Here is a 21,566-nt window from a genome sequence, read left to right as displayed (position 1 = left end):
ACTGAATCCGGCATCACCAGGAGAGCAGTCTAAGGCGTACCCGTGTCCGCGCCGAGGATACGGGCGTGACCTGTCGGTGAAGTCAAGGGGAACAGCGTGACTGTACAACAGCAATCCCGTGCCCGACTGGATGAGAGTCGTGCCTTGATGCGTACCCTGATTGAAACCATACCGGACCTGGTATGGCTGAAGAGCCCCCAGGGGATCTATCTGGCCTGCAATCCCCGGTTTGAAAGCCTGATTGGGGCAGATGAATCGGAGATTGTTGGCAAGACTGATCATGAGCTGGTCGCACCGGACCAGGCTGATTTTTTTTCTCAGCAGGATAGGTTGGCCATCGAGTCGGGTGGTCCCTGGGTATATGAAGAGTGGGTCACCTATGCCAATGACGGCCACCAGGAGTTGCTGGAAACCATCAAAACGCCGATGTATGACAACGAGGGCAGCCTGGTTGGTGTACTAGGCATAGGCCGGGATATCACGGATAGAAAAAGAGATGAAACCGAGCTTCGCCAGTTTAAAAAACGCCTTACCGAGGTACAGCGCCTATCCAACAGCGGCAACTGGGAACTGGACCTGACCAGTGACACGCTTTGGTGGTCCGATGAAGTGTATCGTATTTTTGAAGTTGATGCGGCGACCTTTCAGCCCAGCTACGCAAGCTTTGAAGCCGCCATTCACCCCGAAGATCGGGAGGCGGTCGGGGAGGCTTATCGTCAGTCGGTAAAGCGGCGCGAACCCTACGACATCGTGCACCGACTGTTACTGTCGGATGGACGCATCAAGTATGTCCAGGAACACTGCGACACGGTCTACGCTGAGGACGGCAGGCCGTTGCGTTCGCTGGGTATGATTCAGGACGTCACCAGCCAAATGGAAGCCCAGCAGGCACTCACCCTGAGCGAGCAGCGTTTGCAGGCGATTCTGGCGAATGCGCCGGCGGTAGTCTATCTGAAAGACCTGGATGGCCGCTATCTGATGATTAACAACCTGTATGAGACGCTGTTTCATCTCGATGGGCAAGAAGTGGTTGGCAAACTTGATTCTGATCTGTTCCCCAGCGCGCAGGCCGAGGCGCTTCGGGCCAATGATCTGCAGGTGCAGGAGCACGGGCATCCATTGCAGGTGGAGGAGCAGGTTCCCCAGGATGATGGCATGCACACCTACATCTCCATCAAGTTTCCAGTTCGGGACGGAAATGGTCAGATTTATGGCGTCTGCGGCATCTCCACCGATATCACGGAGAAAAAACGGGCGGAGCAGCGGTTAAGGCAATCGGCGGCTGTTTTTGAAAATATCTCGGAAGGGATGTTCATTACCGATATTAAAGGACGGATTCTTGATGTCAATAAAGCCTTCAGCGAGATTACCGGATACACCCGAGAGGAGGTGCTGGGAGCCAATCCACGGCTGTGGAAATCCGAACGGCACGATGCGGATTTTTATCGGGCCATGTGGAGTTCAATCACCAGACGGGGTCAGTGGCGCGGCGAGATCTGGAATCGGCGCAAGGACGGTAATATCTATCCGGCCCAATTGACCATCAGCAGTATCAGTGACGACCAAGGCAGCGTGACCCACTACGTGGCCCTGTTCTCGGATATCACCAATCTCAAGCAGTCGGAGGAGCAACTGGAACGACTGGCGCACCATGATCCGTTGACAGAATTACCCAACCGGCTGCTGTTCAATGCGCGACTCAGTCATGCGCTGGAGCAGTCCAGACGCAGCAACCAACGGCTGGCACTGCTGTTTATCGATCTCGATAGATTCAAGCATATCAACGACAGTTTTGGACATGTGGTGGGGGATGAACTGTTGCGTCAGGTTGCCGGCCGCCTGACAGCCTGCATGCGTGAGGAAGATACCGTCGCACGCATTGGCGGTGATGAATTTATTGTCCTGCTGGAAAGCGTTGGCGAACCAACCCACGTGGTAGTGGCCGCGGAGAAGATTCTCGAAAACTTCGCATCGCCTTTCCAATTGCATGAGCGGGAGGTGTTTATCTCCCCCAGTATCGGTATCAGCATCTATCCGCGGGATGGCAGTGATTGCGGTTCGCTGCTGCGTAACGCCGACACGGCCATGTATCGCGCCAAGGAGGCCGGGCGTAATGGTTTTGCCTTCTATACGGAAGAGATGACCGCGCAGGCGGTGCAGCGGGTGTTGCTGGAGAGCAAGCTGCGCAAGGCGCTGGAACTCGATGAACTGCTACTCCACTATCAGCCGCAACTGGATATGGAGAGTGGAAAGCTGATCGGTGCTGAAGCGCTGCTACGCTGGCAGCAACCGGAGATGGGGTTGATTCCACCCGACAGGTTTATCCCGCTGGCGGAAGAGAACGGACTGATCCTGCCGATTGGCGAGTGGGTTCTCCACACGGCTTGTCGCCAGGCGAAAAAATGGCTGGAACAGGGGCTGGCGTTTGGCCGCATATCGGTGAACATCGCCACACCCCAGATACAGCGGGGCGATCTGGTGCGCCTGGTGGGGCAGGTGCTGCGGGAGACCGGCCTGCCGTCGCACTGCCTGGAACTGGAAGTGACCGAGAGCGTGATCATGGAGGACTTTGATCAGGCGATAGCGGTGCTGGAGGGGCTGCGTGCCCTGGGGGTGCGGTTGGCGATGGATGATTTCGGTACCGGCTACTCTTCGCTGGCCAATCTCAAACGCCTGCCGATTGAGCAGTTGAAGATCGATCAATCCTTCGTCCGGGATATCCCGGATGATTCCGATGACATGGCCATCACCCGGGCGGTTATTGCACTGGGAATCAGTCTGCAGCTGGAGGTCATTGCCGAAGGGGTGGAGACTGAGCAGCAGCGCCAGTTTCTCCTGCAAGAGGGGTGTCGCTTGGGACAGGGCTATCTGTTCCAGCGGCCGGTGGCACCGGAGCTGTTCGAGCAGTGGGCCGGCACAATTCAACCGGCGATCGGCCCTGCAACAACCGAAATCCCCGAAGGCTAGTGCGTTAACTGCACATCAACAGGGCAGCCGCTTCCTGCTGCCGGGGAGAACCGACTGGATGGGGCAGTCCACCGTTGGGTTCACTCAGCAACGGTTGTGGCCGGGAGTAGAGAAAGCCCTGAATGATATCCACGCCGGCCCAGCGGACGAAGTCCGACTGGGTTTGATGCTCGATCCCCTCGGCCACCACCAGGCTGCCGCTGGAGGCGGCCAGATCCACCACTTCACGATAGAAATTGGCTGCCCAGATCCGCTCTGGCACGTCCCGTATCAACCCGAGGTCGAGCTTGATGATATCGAATCCCCCCTCGTGCAAGCGTCCCAGGTTGGAGTAGCCAGCGCCGAAATCATCCATCGCTACGAGAAATCCCTGGCGGCGCAGGGTGTGTACCCGCTCCAGAATCAATGAGCTGTCGACTACATCTTCCGCCACCTCCAGCACGATGCGCCGCCGCCGGGCTGGCGGCAACGCTTGCAGGGTGGATTCCAGAAGTGACCCAAACAGGCGGTCATCTTTCAACAGCTCTCCGGCCAGATTGAACCAGAGCGACCCATCGAACCGCCACTGACTATCCAGTGCGATCACGTCCTGAATCTGCCGGACGGTCAGTTCCAGCAGGCGTTGCGGTTGCATCTTCAGCAGGGAGAAGAGTACCTGCGGTGATACCGGCGCATCCGACTCGGCGCAATAGGCCCGGGTCAGGATTTCCCGGCCATACAGTCCGTTCAGGGCGCCGGCGACCAGCCCCTGCTGGTGCCAGTTGAGTACCAGGTCTTGTTCGCCCAGGCGTAATTTCATGTGCATGTCCAACCCTCGCGAAACTGCTGGTAATCCCGGTCCTCGGCCTCCAGCCGGGCATGGATTTCGTTCATCAAGTGGGTGATGGCATCCTGCTGTTCAGCGCTGAGTGTCAGGGCGGGGTGGCTCAGTTTCTCCCGCTGCAGGAAATCGGCAGTTGCCATGACCGCCTTTCGCAGGCTCTCATAGCCGGCGCGCAGACCCTGCAGTTTCTCTCCATCGGAGCCGGAAACCTCCCGTACCGCGGGATCGAGAAAACAGGCCTCCAGCTCCAGGTGCATCAGTACGGCACGACTTAAACGCCTCAGGCGTGCCTCTATCCGGTGCAGATGACAGCGTGGATGTTTCAGTAATTGAACAATCTGTTCAATCTCTGTCTGAATATCCCGATGATGCCGCAACAGCACCCGGGACCAATCCGCCAGGTGTTCGGGACCGGTCAGTGAGGCGGTGAGGTGTTGACAAACCAGTGGACGTTCCATGTTCACCACCTAGCTGTTCGAGACCAGCTCAAGCAGGATTCTTTCGACCGTCAGATATTGTGACTCCATCAGACTGATCTGTTCCTGGGCGCCTTTATGATCGCCCTGATCGGTTAGTGTCACGGCGTGTTCCGCATGCTCATGAACCCGGTCGTGCGGCTCTTCCAGGGCGATGAACAGCCTGTCTCCGCGAAACCGTTGCCGGATCTCATCCGCATAGTACCACTTGCCGATACCACACTCCCGGGAGGAGGGAATGTTGGAAAGGCTCTCCCCGGTGGGGTGGTTGACATAGGTAATGATATCGTTGCGCAGGAAGGTCTCGTCGATCATCGCCAACTCCAGCTTGGAGCGCCAGTTGGCGCTCTCCAGGTCGGCCTGGGTGGCGCTGATCCGCTCCAGCTGGGCGCCCAGGTCGTCCAGGGTGTTGACGGTACCCCGGGCGATGCCGTCCACGTTGGTCGACAATGTACGGTTGATCTCACCCAGTTCTGTCGAGGTGGCGGCCAGCCCTTTAAGGAAGCCATCGGCCTGCTTGGCCGAGGCACCGGTGGTTGAGGAGAGGGTGCGCACTTCGCCCGCGACAATGGTAAAGCCCCGACCATGCTCACCCGCCCGGGCGGCTTCGATGGCGGCGTTCAGGGAGAGCAGATTGGTCTGCTCGGCTATTTTGCTGATATTACCAACGATAGTGGAGATCTGGCGGATCTCACCGAACAGGCCCTCGAAGGTGGAGAGCTGTTGTCCCTGTAACTGCGTCAGACCGGTCAGTTCGGTGGCCAGCTGTTCAATTCGCTCCTTGGCGCCGCGTGAGACAATGACCGCTTCCCCGATGGCAGAGCTGCTTTTAAGCAGGTTTTCATCCAGCCACTCGAAGGATTTGCGCATCCTGCGCATGCGCAGGGAGAGTGACTGGAGTTCCGACTCATAGTAGGCCCTGGTCTCCCGCTCCTTACACAGGGCGAGTTCCCGCTCCTCGGCCAGCTGCTGTTGCTCGCGGGACTGATTGCGGCTGAGTTCCAGTTCGTCACGCAGCAGTTCCAGTTGATCTTCCAGTCGCTGTGCAGGAGACGGGACCTGTCTGCTCATACGTGACATAAGGGGCGCGAAAATGCTCATGGACCACTCCTCCATTAATAGCTCGTTGTTGTTGTGGTTATCCTAATTTAATGTGCATATAAAATGCAACTTATAAATCCCACGCATCCAGGTACCGCCGCAAGACGGCCGTAATCCTGTTGGTGTGGAGTGTCTGAAGCGCGTGCTGGGTTGGATCTGCCCGGGGCTGCAGCTAGCGGCTATAACTCAGAATCTGACCGCGAAACGGTCGTGATAGATAGTCGGAGTTTTCCGGTTTATCCTGGCGGTGAGTGTAGCCCAAACTCACCATCTGTCTGCTGAAGCGCGCGTGATTGCCACGTCCCGGATCAACCAGTACTACTTCGCAATGTGTCTTGGCATGCTGATCAATGAAACCGGACAACAGCTCGGCATGAGTGCGTTCATACAGCAGATCACTGCCGATGAGCAGGTCAAATTCGCCCAGGTCGCTCTCCGCATCTTCCCAGGCGGTACGCACAAAAGGGATCTTGTTTCCCTCGTTCAACAGGACATTTTCCGCCAGAAAATTTTCCGCTTCCGGGTGATAGTCGGTGGCGGTGATATCCGCCTGTCGGTGGTTCAGTACCAGGCTGGCCAATGCAATGCCGCAACCCACTTCAAGAATCCGTTTGCCGCCAATCTGGTAATCAAGCATATGGTGTGCGAGCACCTCACTGGAGTCCCAGACCACGCCGAATAGAGGCCACAGGGCGGAGGAGATGCCCAGCTTTTCCGCTGCCCCGTCAACATCGAGGAACTGTTGCCGGTCGCGCAAGGTGCGCAGGTGGATATCAAGGTCACCAAACTCTATGGTCTGGTAGCGTACGCGCATCGGGGTCATGGGAAATCGCCGGGTTCGGTTAAGACGCACGATTAACCAAGGCTATTCGACGTATGAGGAGCCTGCACTGTACAGGTATTCCAGCGGTTTAGCTAAATTATCCGCCGCTGTCAGATTGATTCAAAGTAGTCGATCATCTGCTTGCGCTGCTCGGCACTGGGCAGCCGGCCCCGCCCGGCCAACATATTGTCCTGCAGGTGTTTCAACTTGGTGGTGGCCGGTATGGCGCAGGTGATCGTGGGATGGGAGACAGTAAACTTCAGGAAGAATTGCCCCCAGCTGGCGCAGTCGAACTCGGCCGCCCAAGCGGGGAGCGGTTTACCCTTTACCCGGCGAAACAGGCTGCCGCGCTGAAATGGACGATTGGCAATTACTGCAATACCCCGCTCCCGGGCAATGGGCAGCAGCCGTGACTCGGCTTCCCGGTTTCCCAGATTGTAGGTGAGTTGCACAAAATCAAAGCTGTGTCGCTGCAGGATATCCTGCAGTGCGCTGTGATAACGGCCGTGCGAGGTGGTGATGCCGAGATAGCGAATGGCCCCATCCGCCTTCATCTGCTGCAGGGTCTCCAGGTGGGTCTCCCAGTCCACCAGGTTGTGGATCTGCATCAGATCGAAGCGCTGAATACCCCACTGTTGCCGGGAATCCTCCATCTGCCGGATGCCGCTGTCGCGGCCATCGGTCCACACCTTGGTGGCGGCAAACAGATTCCTGTCACCCGTCATCCTGGGCAGTAGTTGGCCGATCACCCGCTGGGCCGAGCCATACATGGGCGATGAGTCGATCATGCCACCCCCCATGTCAAAAAAGGCCTGCATAACCTCCTGTAACTGCATGAGAAGTGCGCTGCTGCCTCCGGCCTCGAAGGTGCGCGAAGTCCCCAGGCCGATTACCGGTAACAGCTCACCGCTTGAGGGGATGGCCTTGCGGATTGTTTGTGGCTGTGCCGCTGTTGTGCCGGGCAGGAGCAGGGCAGCGGTCAGGCTGGTGGCGGCCTGGATAAACCGGCGCCGATTCATGCTGGATAGTTGTGGCATTTCTATACCTCTTCAGGACAAGGGGCTTCGGCCAGCTTCACCTGTTGCCGCCCCAGGGAAAAAGCGATCCCGGCCCAGACAAGCGCCAGCGGTATCGCGATCATGGCAATTCCGGCGAGGTTCATGCCGAGGCCGCGCATGCCGGCATAGATCCAGGCGCTCACAGCGTCGCCGGTTCGATAAACCACCGTGTCGATCAGATTCTTCGCCTTGTACTTCTCCTCCCTGGTCAATACGACGTAGAGCATTTCCCGGGCCGGACGCATGATGGCGTAATTACCGGCGCGTCGGATCACTTGTACCACCAGTAGGACTGTCAGTACCGGCGCGATGCCAAGGAGGGTGAATCCGGCGCTGAGCAGGAGTGGCACAATGGCCAGTACCATGGCCAGTCCGAACCATTTAATCAGCCTGCTGGTAAGGAACAGTTGCAGTAGCAGCGTCAGTCCATTGACTGTCAGATCGATCGCGGCAAATACTGCGGTGCGTTGCGCTGAATCGGCAAACGCGTCCCGTACAATCTGTGCCTGCATCAGATAGAGGAAGGTCGCCAATGTGGTGAACAGCAGCATCAACAGGCAGATCCCCAGCAGATAGGGCGAACGCGCAACCAAAGTGATGCCGGCCCAGATGCCACCGCCCAGTGACTGGTTTTCGGCTGCTGTGACGGGTGTGTCGTGATTGGTTGGGTTGTCCGCCGACCAGTTCGACAGCCTGGCAATGCAGAAAATGGCCCAGGAGAGCAGAAGGGCGGAAACCAGCAGCAGGTTTCTTGCCCCCAGCGGCTGTACCAGCAGTGTGGTCAGGGCTGGGCCGGTCAGTGCTCCCAGAGTGCCGCCAGCGGCAATGAATCCGAACAGACGGCGTGCTTGGTTATTGGCGTAGATGTCTGTCATGAAACTCCAGAAAACGGAGACCACGAACAGATTGAACACGCTGGCCCAGATAAAAAAGGCCCGTGCCACATAGGGAGTAGCCCGATGCTCATCCATCAATAGATAGAACAGCAGCATCACCAGAATGAAAAAGCCGTAGACGTAAGGTAGAAAGCGGCGACGGGGAAAGCGGGAACTGACCCAACCAAACAGCGGGACCGCTGCTGTCATGGCGATAAGCGTGCCGGTAAATAACCACTGCAAGTTCTCCACACCACCCAGTATGCCCATCTCATCGCGCATCGGTCGGACGATGTAGTAACTGCACAGCAGGGCAAAGAAGTAGCTGAATGACCATAACAGCGCCGTTACTTCAGCCGGTTCGACCTGAACGGATCTGAGCAACAGGCTGTGGATGCGTGATTGATTTCGGGACATTTCCGCTCCTTGCGGGAAGGGTTGAGAGGGATTGGGTAATCCGACCGGTCTGCCGATTTTTCTAACTATAGCCGGTGCCCAAGCAATCGGACACTATTGGTGGATCAAGGCATGTTTCGTGTCGGTGGTTGCCGGCGCCCCGGTGCTGATCTGGCGGGGGGAGAAAGGCAGCCCCCGCAGACGACTATTGTCCTCGCTTGAATCGGCTATATTTGTAATCAGCAGTGCTGAATTCTATTCCGATTCTGTATCGATCCCTGTGTGGATCGTATTGGGAGGAGGCCAATGGTTGAGATAGGAGATCTTATTTCCGGCGGGTCATCGGCTCACTGGTTCAATAATGGCGGGAATACGGAACAACGCCCCTCACCACCCCGAGTTCTGCGTGATCTGGCTGCCGAGGCCGATGTACGCTTCAACGGTAACCGGCCGTGGGATATCCAGGTGTTCCACCCATCGGTCTACCGGCGGATTTTGATGCAGGGATCACTGGGGTTCGGTGAAACCTTTGTCGAAGGTCTGTGGACTTCGCAACGACTCGATGAAACCATCAGCCGGTTGCTCTCGAGGGATGTGGAGCAGCGGGTCAACCGTCGCACCCGGCTACGCTGGCTCTCGGCCCTGCTGAAGAATATCCTGTTCAACCGTCAGTCACGCCGACGCGCATTCCAGGTTGGTGAGCGGCATTATGATATCGGCAATGATGTTTATACCGCCATGCTTGATCCAACCATGAGCTATAGCTGCGGTTACTGGGCCCGGGCGGATAATCTGCAACAGGCGCAACGGGCCAAACTGGACCTCATCTGTCGCAAACTGAATCTGCGACCCGGATTGCGCCTGTTGGATGTCGGCTTTGGTTGGGGTGGTTTGGCCCGGCATGCTGCTGAACATTACGGTGTGACGGTTGACGGCATCACCGTCTCCCGCGAGCAGTTGATCCTGGCGCGGGAACGCTGCCGTGGCCTGCCGGTGCGTCTTGAACTGATGGATTACCGGGATCTCAAGGGATGCTATGACCGGGTGGTATCGGTTGGTATGTTCGAGCATGTTGGACCGAAGAATTACACGGCCTATTTCGAAACCATCAACCGCGTGCTCAATGACCAGGGTATTTTTCTGCTACACACCATCGGCGAGCACGCTGACAGCACCGTCACCGATCCCTGGATCGACAAGTACATTTTCCCGAATGGAAAAATTCCGTCGCCGCAACGTCTTGCTACGGCCTTCCAACCGTACTTCGTGCTGGAGGATTGGCATAATTTTGGCGGGGACTATGATCGCACCCTGATGGCGTGGTGGAAACGATTTGATGCCGCCTGGCCGTCGTTGAGGGCGCGCTATGACGCCTGTTTTTACCGCATGTGGAAATACTATCTGCACAGTTGTGCCGGTTTTTTCCGCTCCCGTCAGGGGCACCTGTGGCAACTGGTTCTCACCAAGCGCAAGCGTCCCGCAACCTATCGTTCACTGCGTTGAGGGGCAGCAGGGCTTTATCAGTTTGTACATGACAGAGTCTGTTCCGCGAAGTGACCGCCGAGTTTATTCCGTACTCCAGAATCCAGCGTGGCTTCTCAATACACGTGGGCCGGAGGGTGTTTCAATATGGGCTTCCAGAAACGCCTGGCTGTTTTTGGGGAGTGGATGTATTCGTGCCAGATCCGCGGCGCCGATGGACTCCAGAATAGAATCCAGCCATGCCGGATAAGGGTGATAGATATCCAGGCCCTGAAACCGGCACCCCGCATCCGCCATCTGTTTGGCCGGGTGTGAATCGACCTGCCAATCAATAATGTAGGGTAACATTCCACCCGCCAGAAGACGTCCGTCGTCCGGCAGTCCAAAATACCAGCTCAGTTTGCCTCGGCTGATTAAGGTGGCCTCGCCAAACGCACCCCGGGTTTTCTGCAGCAACTTGTTGATATTTTCCGTATTGACGACCCAGGACAACAAGGCGGGGCGGTTATACAGCGACTGTCGGACATGGGGGTCATCCAGATCGTACCAGCGGGGTCTGTTCGGCGGTTCCCTGTTGGGATTTAAGGCAATGACTTCGAGAAACAGTTCATCGCCAAGCCGCATCAGGTGATTGTGGGTGCCCATCGTATCGTGTGCACCGCCGTAGGGGATATCAACGCCCAACTGTTCTTTAACATAGGCGGCTCCCTGTTCAAGATTCGACGCACCTATGACGAGATGGTCTATTCGCGTGCCCATGAGCTGTCCCAATGCCGTTTCTTGCATTCATCATTGATCATGCTTCGCGCGCTGCAGGTATCCATCCCGGTCAGAATATCCACCCTTAACAAAACCCTGGCAATGACGCCTTGTTTTATTACCATTGTGGTATCGCCCGGTTGACCGGATTCAACAGTTGCGGAAAGCTGCCGGAAGAACCGAGCAACTTTCCGCAGGGGCATAATAAAGGAGGGGGCCTTAACTGGCCTTGCCCGCAGTGGTTGCCTCAGGGACTTCCATCAATTTTCCGGTTTTGCAATCGTAGATATAACCGTAGATCGGGATATCCGAGGGTACCATGGGGCTGCTCCTGATACGCTGTACATCCTCCACCACGCTCTTTGCATTGTCACTGATAGTCAGCCAGTTGATGTACTTGCCATCGGTGGTTCCGCCGCCCGCATTGCTGTCATGCCAGCCGCTCGCATCGATGCTGGCGGATTTCAGGCTGCGTGACAGCAGATCCCCCATGATCTCATTGGTAAATGTCTCCATACCGCAGTCAGTGTGGTGGATGACAAACCACTCCCGGGTCCCAAGCAGTTTATAGGAGATCACCAGGGAGCGAATCGCATCATCGCTGGCCCTGCCGCCTGCGTTACGGATGACATGGGCATCGCCCTCGGACAGGCCGGCATATTTTGCCGGGTCCAGCCGGGCATCCATACAAGTCAATATGGCAAACTTACGCCCGGGCGGCATGGGCAACTCTCCCTTGTCGCCAAAGTTCGCGACATAAGCAGCATTAGCTGATATCACCTCTTTAACGGTTTTACTCATTTTCCCGCTCCTCCGGTTAACCGCATCCTGTTCCGTCAGGTTCCCCAGCGGTGGTATCCGGAACCTGAAGGCCAACCCGGGGCAGGCTGCAACTGGCTGAATGCCAACGTCCAACTTGCCGGCCCCTTTGTATGGTTCGTATATATAGGTCGTTAGTGAACTGGTTCCACTCCATGATCGTGGGAAATGGAAGGTCAGTACCAACAACCATCAGTATAGGAACAATTGACGCCGGGTGGTGAAGGGAGTTTCGGCGGGAATTGAGAAAGGCAACGGGTGCGGGTCGGGTTGTCTGCAAGGCGTTATCTGAAATAGATCTTGATGAGGTGTGGAAATTGCTGTCCGACTAGCCGGTACAAAGGAGACATACAACTCTGTCGCCGAAGGTTTGGTTTAGTCGGCGGTCGCCTGTACAGGGTGATGTCGGGCTGCCGTCGCACCCAGCTCATCCAGCCACTTCAGACCCTCTTCCCATTCACCCAGTCCTGATTCGTGATTGATGTGGCCGTAGTCGCCGAGGGTTTCTATACGAGCGCCGAGCTGCTCGGCGAACAATCGTCCGCGTTTCAGGGCGGAATAGGGGTCGTTGCTGCTTAAAACTGCGATGGAAGGGAAAGGCAGCGGGCTGAGTCTTGGGTTGGCGAAGCCCTGGATGGCATCCGGGAGATCGGGTCGCTGGACGTCGGGGATGGCGACCAGCAGGGCGCCGATGATCCTGTCACCGGGGTGTTCACTGGCCCATTCAGCCACGGTGATGGTGCCCAGGCTGTGGGCGATTAGGATAATCGGTCCCTCGGTGGCGGTGATTTCCCGGTCCAGCGCGGCGATCCAGTCATCATGCTCGGGGAAGTCCCAGCTGGCGGGTTGGGTGCGGCGGCTGTTGGGTAGTCGCCGTTGCCAGCAGGTCTGCCAGTGCTCTGCGCCGGAGTTGCCATAGCCGGGAACAATAATGTGGTGAATAGTGCTGTCAGTTGTCATGGTTGGGTTGGATCACAAAGCCGTTCAAGGTGTGTACCGAGTATAGGCCGCCGGGAAATGACGGAAAAGAATGGTTGGCTATGTCGCCAGTCTATTCTGTTATGACGGTTCAAGTCTTGTTCTGAGTACAAGCCTGTAACATAATGCCCTTATAAGCATAATTTATTATTAGAGTTTTACTTTCTATTAAGGCCAGCCAGTCCTGCACTAACAGATGAGACATTCCCGTCACCCGGCAAGGGTGGAAGGAGCGGCTATTCTTGTTTAAGTGGTACCGAAATTAGGGGCCGGAACTGAATGAAACATCCAGGTAACTGAGGTTCAGCGTGGTGGTGAGTTTTATCTGATTGTATTAACAGTGATTTATACATTAACAACTGTAACGCAAGTTGACGGGTGGATGCTTCAGCAGCTCGATTGGGGTACTTGCGACAGCGGGAGCTTCAGTGCAGTGGGGTGCTGCAACTCCACGTGGAATATGTACCCGATTTCCCAATATTAAGATATAGCTTCAGGAGATAGTATGGATATGGCGACCAGCGACCTTTCAGTCAAAGTGGATCTCAGTCAGTACGGCATCACCGACGTGGCGGAGATCGTGCACAACCCCTCCTATGAGCTGTTGTTCGAGGAGGAGACGCGTCCGGACCTCGAAGGGTACGAGCGGGGTGTGGTTACCGAACTGGGTGCTGTAAACGTCAATACAGGAATCTTTACCGGTCGTTCTCCGAAAGACAAGTACATCGTCAGTGACGCCATGACTGGCGATGTCCTCTGGTGGTCACATCAGGGCAAGAATGACAATAAGATGCTCTCGCAGGAGACCTGGGGGGAGTTGAAGACCCTGGTGACCAAGCAACTCTCGAACAAGCGGTTATTCGTGGTGGATGCCTTCTGCGGGGCCAATGTGAATACCCGACTTGGTGTACGCATTATTACCGAGGTGGCGTGGCAAGCGCATTTCGTGAAGAACATGTTCATCCGCCCCAGCGAGGAGGAGCTAAAGAACTTCAAACCTGATTTCGTGGTGCTGAATGGAGCCAAGACAACCAATCCCAATTGGGAACGTCAGGGTCTCAACAGCGAGAACTTTGTAGCCTTCAATATGACCGAAAAGATGCAGCTGATCGGGGGTACCTGGTACGGCGGCGAGATGAAAAAGGGTATGTTCTCGGTGATGAACTTCCTGCTGCCGCTGCGTGGTATCGCCTCCATGCACTGTTCCGCCAATGTGGGTGAGAAGGGAGATGTGGCCATCTTCTTCGGTCTCTCCGGAACCGGCAAGACCACCCTGTCGGCCGACCCGAAAAGGGCGTTAATCGGTGACGATGAACACGGCTGGGATGATGACGGCATCTTCAACTTCGAGGGTGGCTGTTATGCCAAGACCATCAACCTGAGCGAGGAGAACGAACCGGACATCTACCATGCCATCAAGCGCGATGCCCTGCTGGAGAATGTCACTGTCGATGAGAGCGGCAAGATCGATTTCAGCGACGGCTCAAGGACCGAGAATACCCGGGTCAGTTACCCGATCTATCACATCGAGAATATTGTCAAACCGGTCTCCAAGGCGGGCCATGCCAAGAAGGTGATCTTCCTGACCGCTGATGCCTTCGGTGTGCTGCCCCCGGTCTCCAGGTTGACCCCGGATCAGACCGAATATCACTTCCTGTCGGGATTCACCGCCAAACTGGCGGGTACCGAGCGCGGCATTACAGAGCCGACCCCGACTTTCTCCGCCTGTTTTGGTGCGGCCTTCCTGAAACTGCACCCCACCAAGTACGCCAGGGAGCTGGTCAAGCGCATGCAGGCGGTGGGAGCGACCGCCTATCTGGTGAATACCGGCTGGAACGGTTCCGGCAAGCGCATCTCCATCAAGGACACTCGCGTCATTATCGATGCGATTCTGGATGGCTCGATTGAGCATGCAGCGAGCAAAACCATCCCTGTGTTCAATCTGCAAGTGCCGACCGAACTCCCCGGCTGTGATAGCGGCATTCTGGATCCCCGCAAAACCTACAGTGATGTGGAGGAGTGGAACCGCAAGGCACAGGATCTTGCCTACCTGTTCGCCGAAAACTTCGGCCGCTATACCGATACCGCCGAGGGCAAACGCCTGGTGGCTGCCGGTCCGCAGATCGACTGATTCGAGGATACGCAGGTGGAGACGGGCATTGTCTATCCGCACTCGTTGCCACTATGGCTAGGGATCGCCGGATAATCGTTGGGTATTTTGATGTGTGCCTCACGGCGGTTGGGGGCTGGCATCTTTATCCAGGGGTTCTGTTTGCACCGATTTCCCGATCCCGAAAGAGGCCGGTTGCGCTTGTGGCTCGGCCGGATAGGGAGAATGCATATGCAGCCACTTCTTCAGTACGGGCCGCTGCCCGGAGCCTGCCATCCGCCGATACTGCGCGAACAGCCTGTTGATGTTTCCCCGATTGCTCCTGGGGTTTAGGGGGCAGGCGAGTTCTATCCGTGTTCGGTACTGATCACAAGGCAGTATCTGAGTTACGGATTTGTTCACCCTTTAGCGTGCGGATGCCGCCTGACAAGACAACCGGTCAGGATTCTCCCTGGTGGGTTGTCTTGTCAGTTGATCTATCGTTCTCCCGCTTTATGCGGAAAGATTGCTGCGACGCCGTTTCTGGTAACCCATACCCACGAGGCCAAGACCTATTAGTGCCAGAGTGGCCGGGACCGGGACTGATTCGTAACTAATCGAAACGGTGACCAGATCCCCATCGCCGAAGGTCGATACGTCATCACCAAACAGCACGCCGACGGATATGCTGTTGTCAATAAGAAGGGTCTCCATTGCGACTTGGCTCAGGTTGAATGGCAGTGAAAAATCGCAGTTGTTGAAGTTGCCCGAATTGTCCACAGCACCGGCAATGGGAGTTGAGCCGTTGTTGGAAGGTCCACCGCAGCTGTAGAAGCCCTGTGACAGGCCATCAAAGATGACCTCAAAATTTTCATCCTCTGCTGGGAAGGCGCCGCTGAGATCGAGACCCAACGTACCCTGGCCCTGCGCGGGAGCAATAGAGATGATCCCGGGGCCGCTGGTTGCCGGCAGTGCGTTGAAGTTGAAAATCATGTCCTGACCATCGGCAGTCAGGGCCTGTGTCTGTGTGATCAGGAGAGCGTGTGACGCAAACGAAGTCATTGAGAGTGCTGTAGCCGCAGCTAAGAGGAGCGTTTTTTTCATGGTTTTGATCTTCCTTGCTTGAGTTAGAAAGTTATTATTGTGCTTGCGGCTAATGAAGATTCCTTAAACCACTACACTAACACAGCAGTTAAGCAATTAATGTGCCATTTATTTTTAGTTGGTATTAACTTTTTAATAAACAAAGTGTTATATGGTGTTTTGTGCAATCGGCACAAGCGTGAATCGACTCGGCTGTAAAATCTTGTGACACTTTCCAGGAGCAAGACAGGCGAAGGCGCGGTCTGTTGAAAATCAACGTAAGTCAGATCAATTCTACTGAAAAGTGTTTGGCGGGCGATCAAGCAACGAACAACACCGGTGCAGCCCAAGACATACACCGGTGTACCTTCTCACGACTGACGAAGGTCAGTCGGGTCGTTTAGCGCTGACCGTACTTCGTCTTGGCCTCTCGCCGCCGTGCGTGCAGTACCGGCTCGGTGTAGCCGCTGGGCTGTTCGCAACCCTTGAACACCAGATCACAGGCGGCGGCAAAGGCGACACCGTCAAAATCGGGTGCCATGTTGCGGTAGTTCGGATCACCGGCATTCTGCCGGTCCACCACGGCGGCCATGCGTTTCAGGGTCTCCATCACCTGCTCTTTCGAGCAGATGCCGTGGCGCAGCCAGTTGGCGATGTGCTGGCTGGAGATGCGCAGGGTGGCGCGGTCCTCCATCAGGCCGACGTCGTTGATGTCGGGCACCTTGGAGCAGCCCACGCCCTGGTCGATCCAGCGCACGACGTAACCGAGGATACCCTGGGAGTTGTTGTCCAGCTCTTGCTGGATCTCCTCGGCGCTGTAGGTTTGATCCCCCATCAGCGGAATATCCAGGATCTCATCCAGGCTGGCCATTTTACGCTTCGCCAGTTCATTCTGGCGCTCCGCCACGTTCACCTTGTGATAGTGGATGGCGTGCAGGGTGGCGGCAGTAGGCGAGGGGACCCAGGCGGTGTTGGCGCCGGCCATGGGATGGGCGATCTTGGCCTGCAGCATGCTGGCCATCTGGTCGGGGATGGGCCACATACCCTTGCCGATCTGCGCCTTGCCGCGCAGGCCGCAGCGCAGACCGTTGTCCACGTTCCAGTCCTCGTAGGCCTTGATCCAGGGGAGCTGTTTCATTGCTTCCTTGCGCGCCACCGGGCCGGCCTCCATGCTGGTGTGGATCTCATCACCGGTGCGATCCAGGAAGCCGGTGTTGATGAACACCACTCGTTCTTTGGCCGCCTGGATGCAGGCTTTCAGGTTGACCGTGGTGCGACGCTCCTCATCCATGATGCCGACCTTCATGGTGTTGCGTGACAGTCCCAGGGCATCCTCAATGCGGCTGAACAGCTCGCAGGTAAAGGCGACCTCTTCCGGTCCGTGCATTTTCGGCTTCACGATGTAGATACTACCGCTGCGACTATTGCGGTATTTGCCGTTGCCCTTCAGGTCATGCAGTGCGATCAATGCGGTCATCATGCCGTCCAGGATGCCTTCGGGGATCTCGTCGCCGTTGCGGTCGAGGATCGCCTCGTTGGTCATCAGGTGGCCGACATTGCGGATGAACAGCAGGCTGCGACCCGGCAGGGTCAGACTGCCGCCAGCCGGGGTGGTATAGGTGCGGTCCGGATTCAGGTGACGGGTGATCGTCTTGCCGCCCTTCTCCATTTCGGCAGTCAGGTCTCCCATGAACAGGCCCAGCATGTTGCGGTAGACCACGGCCTTGTCTTCCGCATCCACGGCGGTGACCGAATCCTCACAGTCCTGGATGGTGGTGATGGCCGCTTCCAGGACCAGGTCCTTGATGCCTGCGGCATCCTCCATGCCGATCATGGATTGACGATCGATCTGGATCTCGATATGCAGACCATTGTTTTTCAGCAGGATGGCGCTGGGCGCCTCGGCGTCACCGTTGAAGCCCACCAGCTTTTCCGGCTGGGCCAGCCCGGTACGGCTGTCATCACTCAGGGTCACCGACAGTTTTCCGGTAATGATCTGGTATTCAGTGGCGTCCTTGTGGCTGCCACTCACCAGTGGTACCACCTCATCCAGCAGATTGCGTGCGGTTTCGATCACCTTGGCGCCGCGGGTTGGATTGTAGCCGGCGGTAATTGCCAGGTCGCCGCTCTGATCGATAGCATCGGTGCCGTAGAGGGCATCGTACAGGCTGCCCCAGCGGGCGTTGGTGGCATTCAGGGCATAGCGTGCGTTGTTGATGGGCACCACCAACTGGGGACCGGCCATCTGGGCGATTTCCGGATCGACATTTTCGGTCTCGATAGTGAAGTCGGCGACTTCCGGGAGCAGATAGCCGATTTCGATCAGAAACGCCTTGTAGGCCGCGGCATCCAGAGGTTGGCCAGCCCGCTGCCGATGCCATTGGTCGATCCGGGCCTGCAGTTCCTCGCGCCTGGCCAGCAGGGCACGGTTTTTCGGGGTCAGGTCGTTAACAATCTTCTCCAGTTCACTCCAGAAGGTTGCGCTGCTGACACCGCTTTCCGGTGCGATCTTGTTCTCTACTAACTCTTTGATCACGTTGGCGATTTGCAGGCCGCCGATCTGTGTGCGTGCTGTCATGTAATGCCCTTGTTGCAGTTAATCAATACGGATGCCGTCACTCATGCCCGCAGTGCGGAGTGGCCACACTGTATTTTGTAAACAAATTCGCCGGTTCAGGAGATAACGGTAAATAATCAGTCTATCAAAATCGTGTATGGAATGTACCCCATGAAAATATGGAATTATTTTCAGTTACTCTCTGGCGCCAGCCGGGCCAGTGGGCGTTCGTTGATCGGCAGATGGATAATGGCCGCCAGCAGTCCCAGTACCACGCCGGCCCACCACACCGCGTTGTAGGTACCCGTGGTGTCATACAGACGCCCACCGAGCCAGACACCGAGGAAACTGCCCACCTGGTGGCTGAAGAAGACAATGCCGAACAGGGTGGCCATGTAGCGCACGCCGAACACCTGGGCCACGATGCCGGAGGTAAGAGGGACGGTGGAGAGCCAGAGTATGCCCATGGCGGCGGCGAACAAATAGATGGTCAGGGCGGTTTTTGGCGCCAGCAGCATCGCGGTGATGACAATCGCCCGGCTGAAGTAGATGAACGCGAGCCCGCCTTTCTTGCTCCAACGGGTGCCGACAGCACCGGAGATAAAAGAGCCGGCGATATTGAACAGGCCGATAAGGGCCAGCGCATAGGCGCCCACCTCCGGTGCCAGCCCCAGATCCTTCACGTAGGAGGGGAAGTGGACCGTGATGAAGGCGACATGAAAGCCGCAGACGAAGAAACCGGTGGTGAGCAACACGAACCCGCGGTGTCCCGCCGCTTCCCGCAGTGCCTCGCCGAGCGACTGATCGAACGCCGGTTCACCCTGATGGGTATGGCTGTCGGGCAGTGCCAGGGCCAGTGGAATAATCAACAGCGCCGTGGCGGCCAGGATCAGCAGGGCCGACTGCCAGCCAAAGGCGGCAATGAACTGCTGGCCGAGCGGGGAGAAGACCACCTGTCCCAATGATCCGGCGGCGGTGCCGAGTCCCAGCACCAGGGTGCGCCGTTCCGGTCCCACCACCTTGGCCATGGCGGCCAGGGCGATGGAGAAGGCAGAGAAGGCGATACCGAGCCCGGTCAGCACGCCACCAAACAGATGCAGCCCCATAGTGCTGCCGGTGGTGGCCATGCCCCAGACGCCGATGCCGTAGAGCAGGGCGCCGAAGGAGAGCACTCTCATCGGGCCGTAGCGGTCGGCCATCGCCCCGGCTACCGGCACACCGATGCCCCAGAGCAGGTTCTGGATCGCCATGGCGATGGCGAAGGTCTCCCGGCTCCAGCCGTGGGCCAGGGTCATTGGCTCCAGAAACAGACCGAATACCGAGCGGATGCCGAAGCCGATCATGGCGATCAGGCAGCCGGCGACGATGACCAGTAGCGGTGTGCGCCAGCTGTGCGTATTCGGGCCTGGAGTGAGATCGCGCATGGTGGATGCCTTTCGGGATCGACGGATTCGACATAGTACATGATCCAGTCGGAATAAATAACAGAGCCCGGCGAGGGTTAATTTCATCTGCAACTGAAAATGCCAGTGTCGGATCAGGCGTCAGTAATACGCAGCTGTGGCGCTGAGTAGATTGTCATTTTGGCGACTGTTCTGGCCAAGCAAATGGGTTATGATTCGGCAAGTCAAGTTGCTGGGGTAGCGGTAAAAAAATCATGTCGGCGGAAAGTGCTCTGGCTTTTTTTGTGGCCATCTTCATCTTCTCCATCACCCCGGGCCCGGGGGTGTTTGCCATTCTGGCACGCGCCATGACCGAAGGTGCGGGAGCCTGCGTCACGCTGTCACTGGGGATGGCGATCAGCGACATCATCTACCTGGTATTTGCCTGCTATGGTCTGGCGGCCATCGCCGAACACTGGGGCGGGCTGTTTACCGTGATACGCATACTGGGTGCCGCTTATCTGCTCTATCTCGGTTGGCAGATGTGGCGTGCCCGCCCCGCTCTGGCAACGGAAGCCGCAACCCTGAAATCGAGCGATCAGCTCAAGAGTTTCATCCAGGGCTTTCTGATCTCCGCCTCCAACCCGAAGGTGATTCTGTTCTACATCGCTTTTCTACCGACCTTTATGGATCTGTCCGTGTTAACTGCGCAGGATATTGTGCTCGTGTCGCTGATCGCCCTGGTCGGACTGATGCTGGGCCTGATGCTGATCGCAGTCTCCGCCTCCTGGGCACGTAGAAAGTTTCGTTCCGAGAGGGCCATGCGTGGTCTCAACCGAGTGGCCGGTTCCATTATGATGGCGGCCGGCACCTATCTTGGTTTGCGTCACTGATCCACCCTTTCGTCAACCAATCTCCATTCAAAACCGGAGCTTGATGCATGCCTGATCGCAAGACCCATCTTGACTTGCTGGCGATGGCCATTCTGCTGGTACTCTGCGCCAGTTGGGGACTGCAACAAGTGGCGGTCAAGCTGGCTGGCGTCGGTGTATCGCCGTTTTTTCAGGCCGGTATCCGTTCGTTGGGTGCAACGGTCCTGCTGCTGGCCTGGATGTGGCTGCGCCGTATCCCGATCCTGCAACGGGACGGCTCCGCCGGGTGGGGTGTGCTGGCCGGACTGTTGTTTGGTGGCGAGTTTCTGCTGATCTTCTGGGGACTGGAGTTTACCAACGCCTCGCGGGCCGTGATTTTTCTCTATCTCTCACCCTTTGTCGTGGCGATTGGCGCCCACTATTTTGTCGAGGGTGAGCGGCTGCGCTGGGTTCAGGTGATCGGCCTGATGGGGGCCTTTGCCGGAATCCTGCTGGCCTTTGGTGAATCATTCACCTTTCCATCAAGGGAGATGCTGATCGGTGACAGCATGCTGGTGGCGGCCGCAATCCTCTGGGGATCAACCACGGTGGTAATCAAGGCTTCGGTGCTGCGCAGTCTGGCGCCGAGCAAGGTTCTGCTCTATCAACTCGGTGTTTCCGCCATCCTGCTGTTGGGTGCCGCCTGGGTCGTGGATGAGCCGGGTATTACACAAATGACTCCGTTGATTCTGGGCAGCCTGCTGTTCCAGGCAGTCTGGGTTGCCTTTGTCACCTATCTGGCCTGGTTCTGGTTGGTCAGGCACTATCCGGCCGGACGCCTTTCCGCCTTCACCTTTCTGACCCCCCTGTTCGGCGTGCTGGCGGGGCACTGGATACTGGATGAACCGCTCTCCCTGGTGTTGCTGGTGGCGCTGCTGTTTGTCGGACTGGGGATCTATCTGGTGAACCGGCCGCAGCCCGGCAGGACAGAATTACCAGCGGGAGTTGAGGAAAAGCTCTAGTCGCGATTGTGTAAGGTCCGCGCTC

Annotated in this window: 17 protein-coding genes; 5 read left to right on the top strand and 12 right to left on the bottom strand. The window is 57.1% G+C overall.

The genetic code is table 11. The features are described 5' to 3' along the window. The first annotated feature begins 96 nt into the window (after positions 1-96). Complete coding sequence (locus A3GO_RS22905) at positions 97-2,967, top strand: sensor domain-containing protein (protein ID WP_157606747.1); 2,871 nt, start codon at positions 97-99, stop codon at positions 2,965-2,967. A gap of 4 nt (positions 2,968-2,971) precedes the next feature. On the opposite strand, the gene A3GO_RS25245 is transcribed toward A3GO_RS22905, so the two are convergent. The 6 genes from A3GO_RS25245 to A3GO_RS0106925 form a co-directional block, all read right to left on the bottom strand. After that, a complete protein-coding gene (locus A3GO_RS25245) occupies positions 2,972-3,766 on the bottom strand; it encodes an EAL domain-containing protein (RefSeq protein WP_051301915.1) in 795 nt (264 codons plus the stop codon). Then, positions 3,763-4,248, bottom strand: coding sequence for a hypothetical protein (locus A3GO_RS0106945; RefSeq protein WP_029132789.1), 486 nt, complete (start codon positions 4,246-4,248; stop codon positions 3,763-3,765). Before A3GO_RS0106945 ends, A3GO_RS25245 begins: the two co-directional genes overlap by 4 nt. Before the next feature lie 9 nt (positions 4,249-4,257). Then, complete coding sequence (locus tag A3GO_RS26685; RefSeq protein WP_029132788.1) at positions 4,258-5,367, bottom strand: methyl-accepting chemotaxis protein; 1,110 nt, start codon at positions 5,365-5,367, stop codon at positions 4,258-4,260. A gap of 172 nt (positions 5,368-5,539) precedes the next feature. After that, positions 5,540-6,190 (bottom strand): class I SAM-dependent methyltransferase, encoded by a 651-nt coding sequence (locus A3GO_RS0106935; RefSeq protein WP_029132787.1) that lies wholly within the window; start codon positions 6,188-6,190, stop codon positions 5,540-5,542. A gap of 110 nt (positions 6,191-6,300) precedes the next feature. Continuing rightward, positions 6,301-7,209, bottom strand: a complete 909-nt coding sequence (locus A3GO_RS0106930; protein ID WP_394707544.1) for an aldo/keto reductase — start codon at positions 7,207-7,209, stop codon at positions 6,301-6,303. 20 nt (positions 7,210-7,229) lie between these two features. Beyond that, positions 7,230-8,540 (bottom strand): NTP/NDP exchange transporter, encoded by a 1,311-nt coding sequence (locus A3GO_RS0106925; RefSeq protein WP_029132785.1) that lies wholly within the window; start codon positions 8,538-8,540, stop codon positions 7,230-7,232. A 285-nt stretch (positions 8,541-8,825) separates the two neighbouring features. Between A3GO_RS0106925 and cfa the strand changes: the two genes are divergently transcribed. Further along, a complete protein-coding gene (gene cfa / locus A3GO_RS0106920; RefSeq protein WP_051301914.1) occupies positions 8,826-10,022 on the top strand; it encodes a cyclopropane fatty acyl phospholipid synthase in 1,197 nt (398 codons plus the stop codon). 63 nt (positions 10,023-10,085) lie between these two features. Here the strand turns inward: cfa and A3GO_RS22895 are convergent, their stop codons facing one another. The 3 genes from A3GO_RS22895 to A3GO_RS22890 all read right to left on the bottom strand — a co-directional run bounded on the left by A3GO_RS22895 (position 10,086) and on the right by A3GO_RS22890 (position 12,539). Further along, entirely contained in the window at positions 10,086-10,760 is a 675-nt protein-coding gene (locus A3GO_RS22895) for a VOC family protein (protein WP_037374866.1), read from the bottom strand. 219 nt (positions 10,761-10,979) lie between these two features. Continuing rightward, the gene (locus A3GO_RS0106910) at positions 10,980-11,561 is read right to left on the bottom strand and encodes a beta-class carbonic anhydrase (protein ID WP_029132783.1); all 582 of its coding nucleotides are present in this window, start codon (positions 11,559-11,561) and stop codon (positions 10,980-10,982) included. A 393-nt stretch (positions 11,562-11,954) separates the two neighbouring features. Further along, positions 11,955-12,539, bottom strand: a complete 585-nt coding sequence (locus A3GO_RS22890) for an RBBP9/YdeN family alpha/beta hydrolase (RefSeq protein ID WP_037374837.1) — start codon at positions 12,537-12,539, stop codon at positions 11,955-11,957. 523 nt (positions 12,540-13,062) lie between these two features. Between A3GO_RS22890 and pckA the strand changes: the two genes are divergently transcribed. Further along, entirely contained in the window at positions 13,063-14,688 is a 1,626-nt protein-coding gene (gene pckA, locus A3GO_RS0106900; RefSeq protein ID WP_029132782.1) for a phosphoenolpyruvate carboxykinase (ATP), read from the top strand. A 471-nt stretch (positions 14,689-15,159) separates the two neighbouring features. Here the strand turns inward: pckA and A3GO_RS0106890 are convergent, their stop codons facing one another. From A3GO_RS0106890 to A3GO_RS0106880, 3 genes are all read right to left on the bottom strand, one after another. After that, positions 15,160-15,750, bottom strand: coding sequence for a PEP-CTERM sorting domain-containing protein (locus tag A3GO_RS0106890; RefSeq protein ID WP_084609870.1), 591 nt, complete (start codon positions 15,748-15,750; stop codon positions 15,160-15,162). A gap of 379 nt (positions 15,751-16,129) precedes the next feature. Next, entirely contained in the window at positions 16,130-18,307 is a 2,178-nt protein-coding gene (locus A3GO_RS0106885) for a malate synthase G (protein WP_029132780.1), read from the bottom strand. Positions 18,308-18,477: 170 nt separating this feature from the next. Then, a complete protein-coding gene (locus A3GO_RS0106880) occupies positions 18,478-19,710 on the bottom strand; it encodes an MFS transporter (protein WP_029132779.1) in 1,233 nt (410 codons plus the stop codon). A gap of 233 nt (positions 19,711-19,943) precedes the next feature. Here A3GO_RS0106880 and A3GO_RS0106875 point away from each other — a divergent pair, with 233 nt between their 5' ends. Both A3GO_RS0106875 and A3GO_RS0106870 read left to right on the top strand, forming a co-directional pair. Next, positions 19,944-20,561 (top strand): LysE family translocator, encoded by a 618-nt coding sequence (locus A3GO_RS0106875; RefSeq protein WP_029132778.1) that lies wholly within the window; start codon positions 19,944-19,946, stop codon positions 20,559-20,561. Positions 20,562-20,608: 47 nt separating this feature from the next. Continuing rightward, the gene (locus A3GO_RS0106870) at positions 20,609-21,541 is read left to right on the top strand and encodes a DMT family transporter (protein WP_029132777.1); all 933 of its coding nucleotides are present in this window, start codon (positions 20,609-20,611) and stop codon (positions 21,539-21,541) included. Positions 21,542-21,566: the final 25 nt, after the last annotated feature.

Source organism: Sedimenticola selenatireducens DSM 17993, assembly GCF_000428045.1.
Classification (GTDB): domain Bacteria; phylum Pseudomonadota; class Gammaproteobacteria; order Chromatiales; family Chromatiaceae; genus Sedimenticola; species Sedimenticola selenatireducens.
Note: the sequence above shows the minus strand (reverse complement) of the source record. Positions and strands in the feature narration are given on the sequence as shown.

Coding starts and splice junctions, on each gene's coding strand:
- A3GO_RS25245 (WP_051301915.1), bottom strand. CDS start 3,766: ATGAAATTACGCCTGGGCGAACAAGACCTGGTACTCAACTGGCACCAG.
- A3GO_RS0106945 (WP_029132789.1), bottom strand. CDS start 4,248: ATGGAACGTCCACTGGTTTGTCAACACCTCACCGCCTCACTGACCGGT.
- A3GO_RS26685 (WP_029132788.1), bottom strand. CDS start 5,367: ATGAGCATTTTCGCGCCCCTTATGTCACGTATGAGCAGACAGGTCCCG.
- A3GO_RS0106935 (WP_029132787.1), bottom strand. CDS start 6,190: ATGACCCCGATGCGCGTACGCTACCAGACCATAGAGTTTGGTGACCTT.
- A3GO_RS0106930 (WP_394707544.1), bottom strand. CDS start 7,209: ATGAATCGGCGCCGGTTTATCCAGGCCGCCACCAGCCTGACCGCTGCC.
- A3GO_RS0106925 (WP_029132785.1), bottom strand. CDS start 8,540: ATGTCCCGAAATCAATCACGCATCCACAGCCTGTTGCTCAGATCCGTT.
- cfa (WP_051301914.1), top strand. CDS start 8,826: ATGGTTGAGATAGGAGATCTTATTTCCGGCGGGTCATCGGCTCACTGG.
- A3GO_RS22895 (WP_037374866.1), bottom strand. CDS start 10,760: ATGGGCACGCGAATAGACCATCTCGTCATAGGTGCGTCGAATCTTGAA.
- A3GO_RS0106910 (WP_029132783.1), bottom strand. CDS start 11,561: ATGAGTAAAACCGTTAAAGAGGTGATATCAGCTAATGCTGCTTATGTC.
- A3GO_RS22890 (WP_037374837.1), bottom strand. CDS start 12,539: ATGACAACTGACAGCACTATTCACCACATTATTGTTCCCGGCTATGGC.
- pckA (WP_029132782.1), top strand. CDS start 13,063: ATGGATATGGCGACCAGCGACCTTTCAGTCAAAGTGGATCTCAGTCAG.
- A3GO_RS0106890 (WP_084609870.1), bottom strand. CDS start 15,750: ATGAAAAAAACGCTCCTCTTAGCTGCGGCTACAGCACTCTCAATGACT.
- A3GO_RS0106885 (WP_029132780.1), bottom strand. CDS start 18,307: ATGACAGCACGCACACAGATCGGCGGCCTGCAAATCGCCAACGTGATC.
- A3GO_RS0106880 (WP_029132779.1), bottom strand. CDS start 19,710: ATGCGCGATCTCACTCCAGGCCCGAATACGCACAGCTGGCGCACACCG.
- A3GO_RS0106875 (WP_029132778.1), top strand. CDS start 19,944: ATGTCGGCGGAAAGTGCTCTGGCTTTTTTTGTGGCCATCTTCATCTTC.
- A3GO_RS0106870 (WP_029132777.1), top strand. CDS start 20,609: ATGCCTGATCGCAAGACCCATCTTGACTTGCTGGCGATGGCCATTCTG.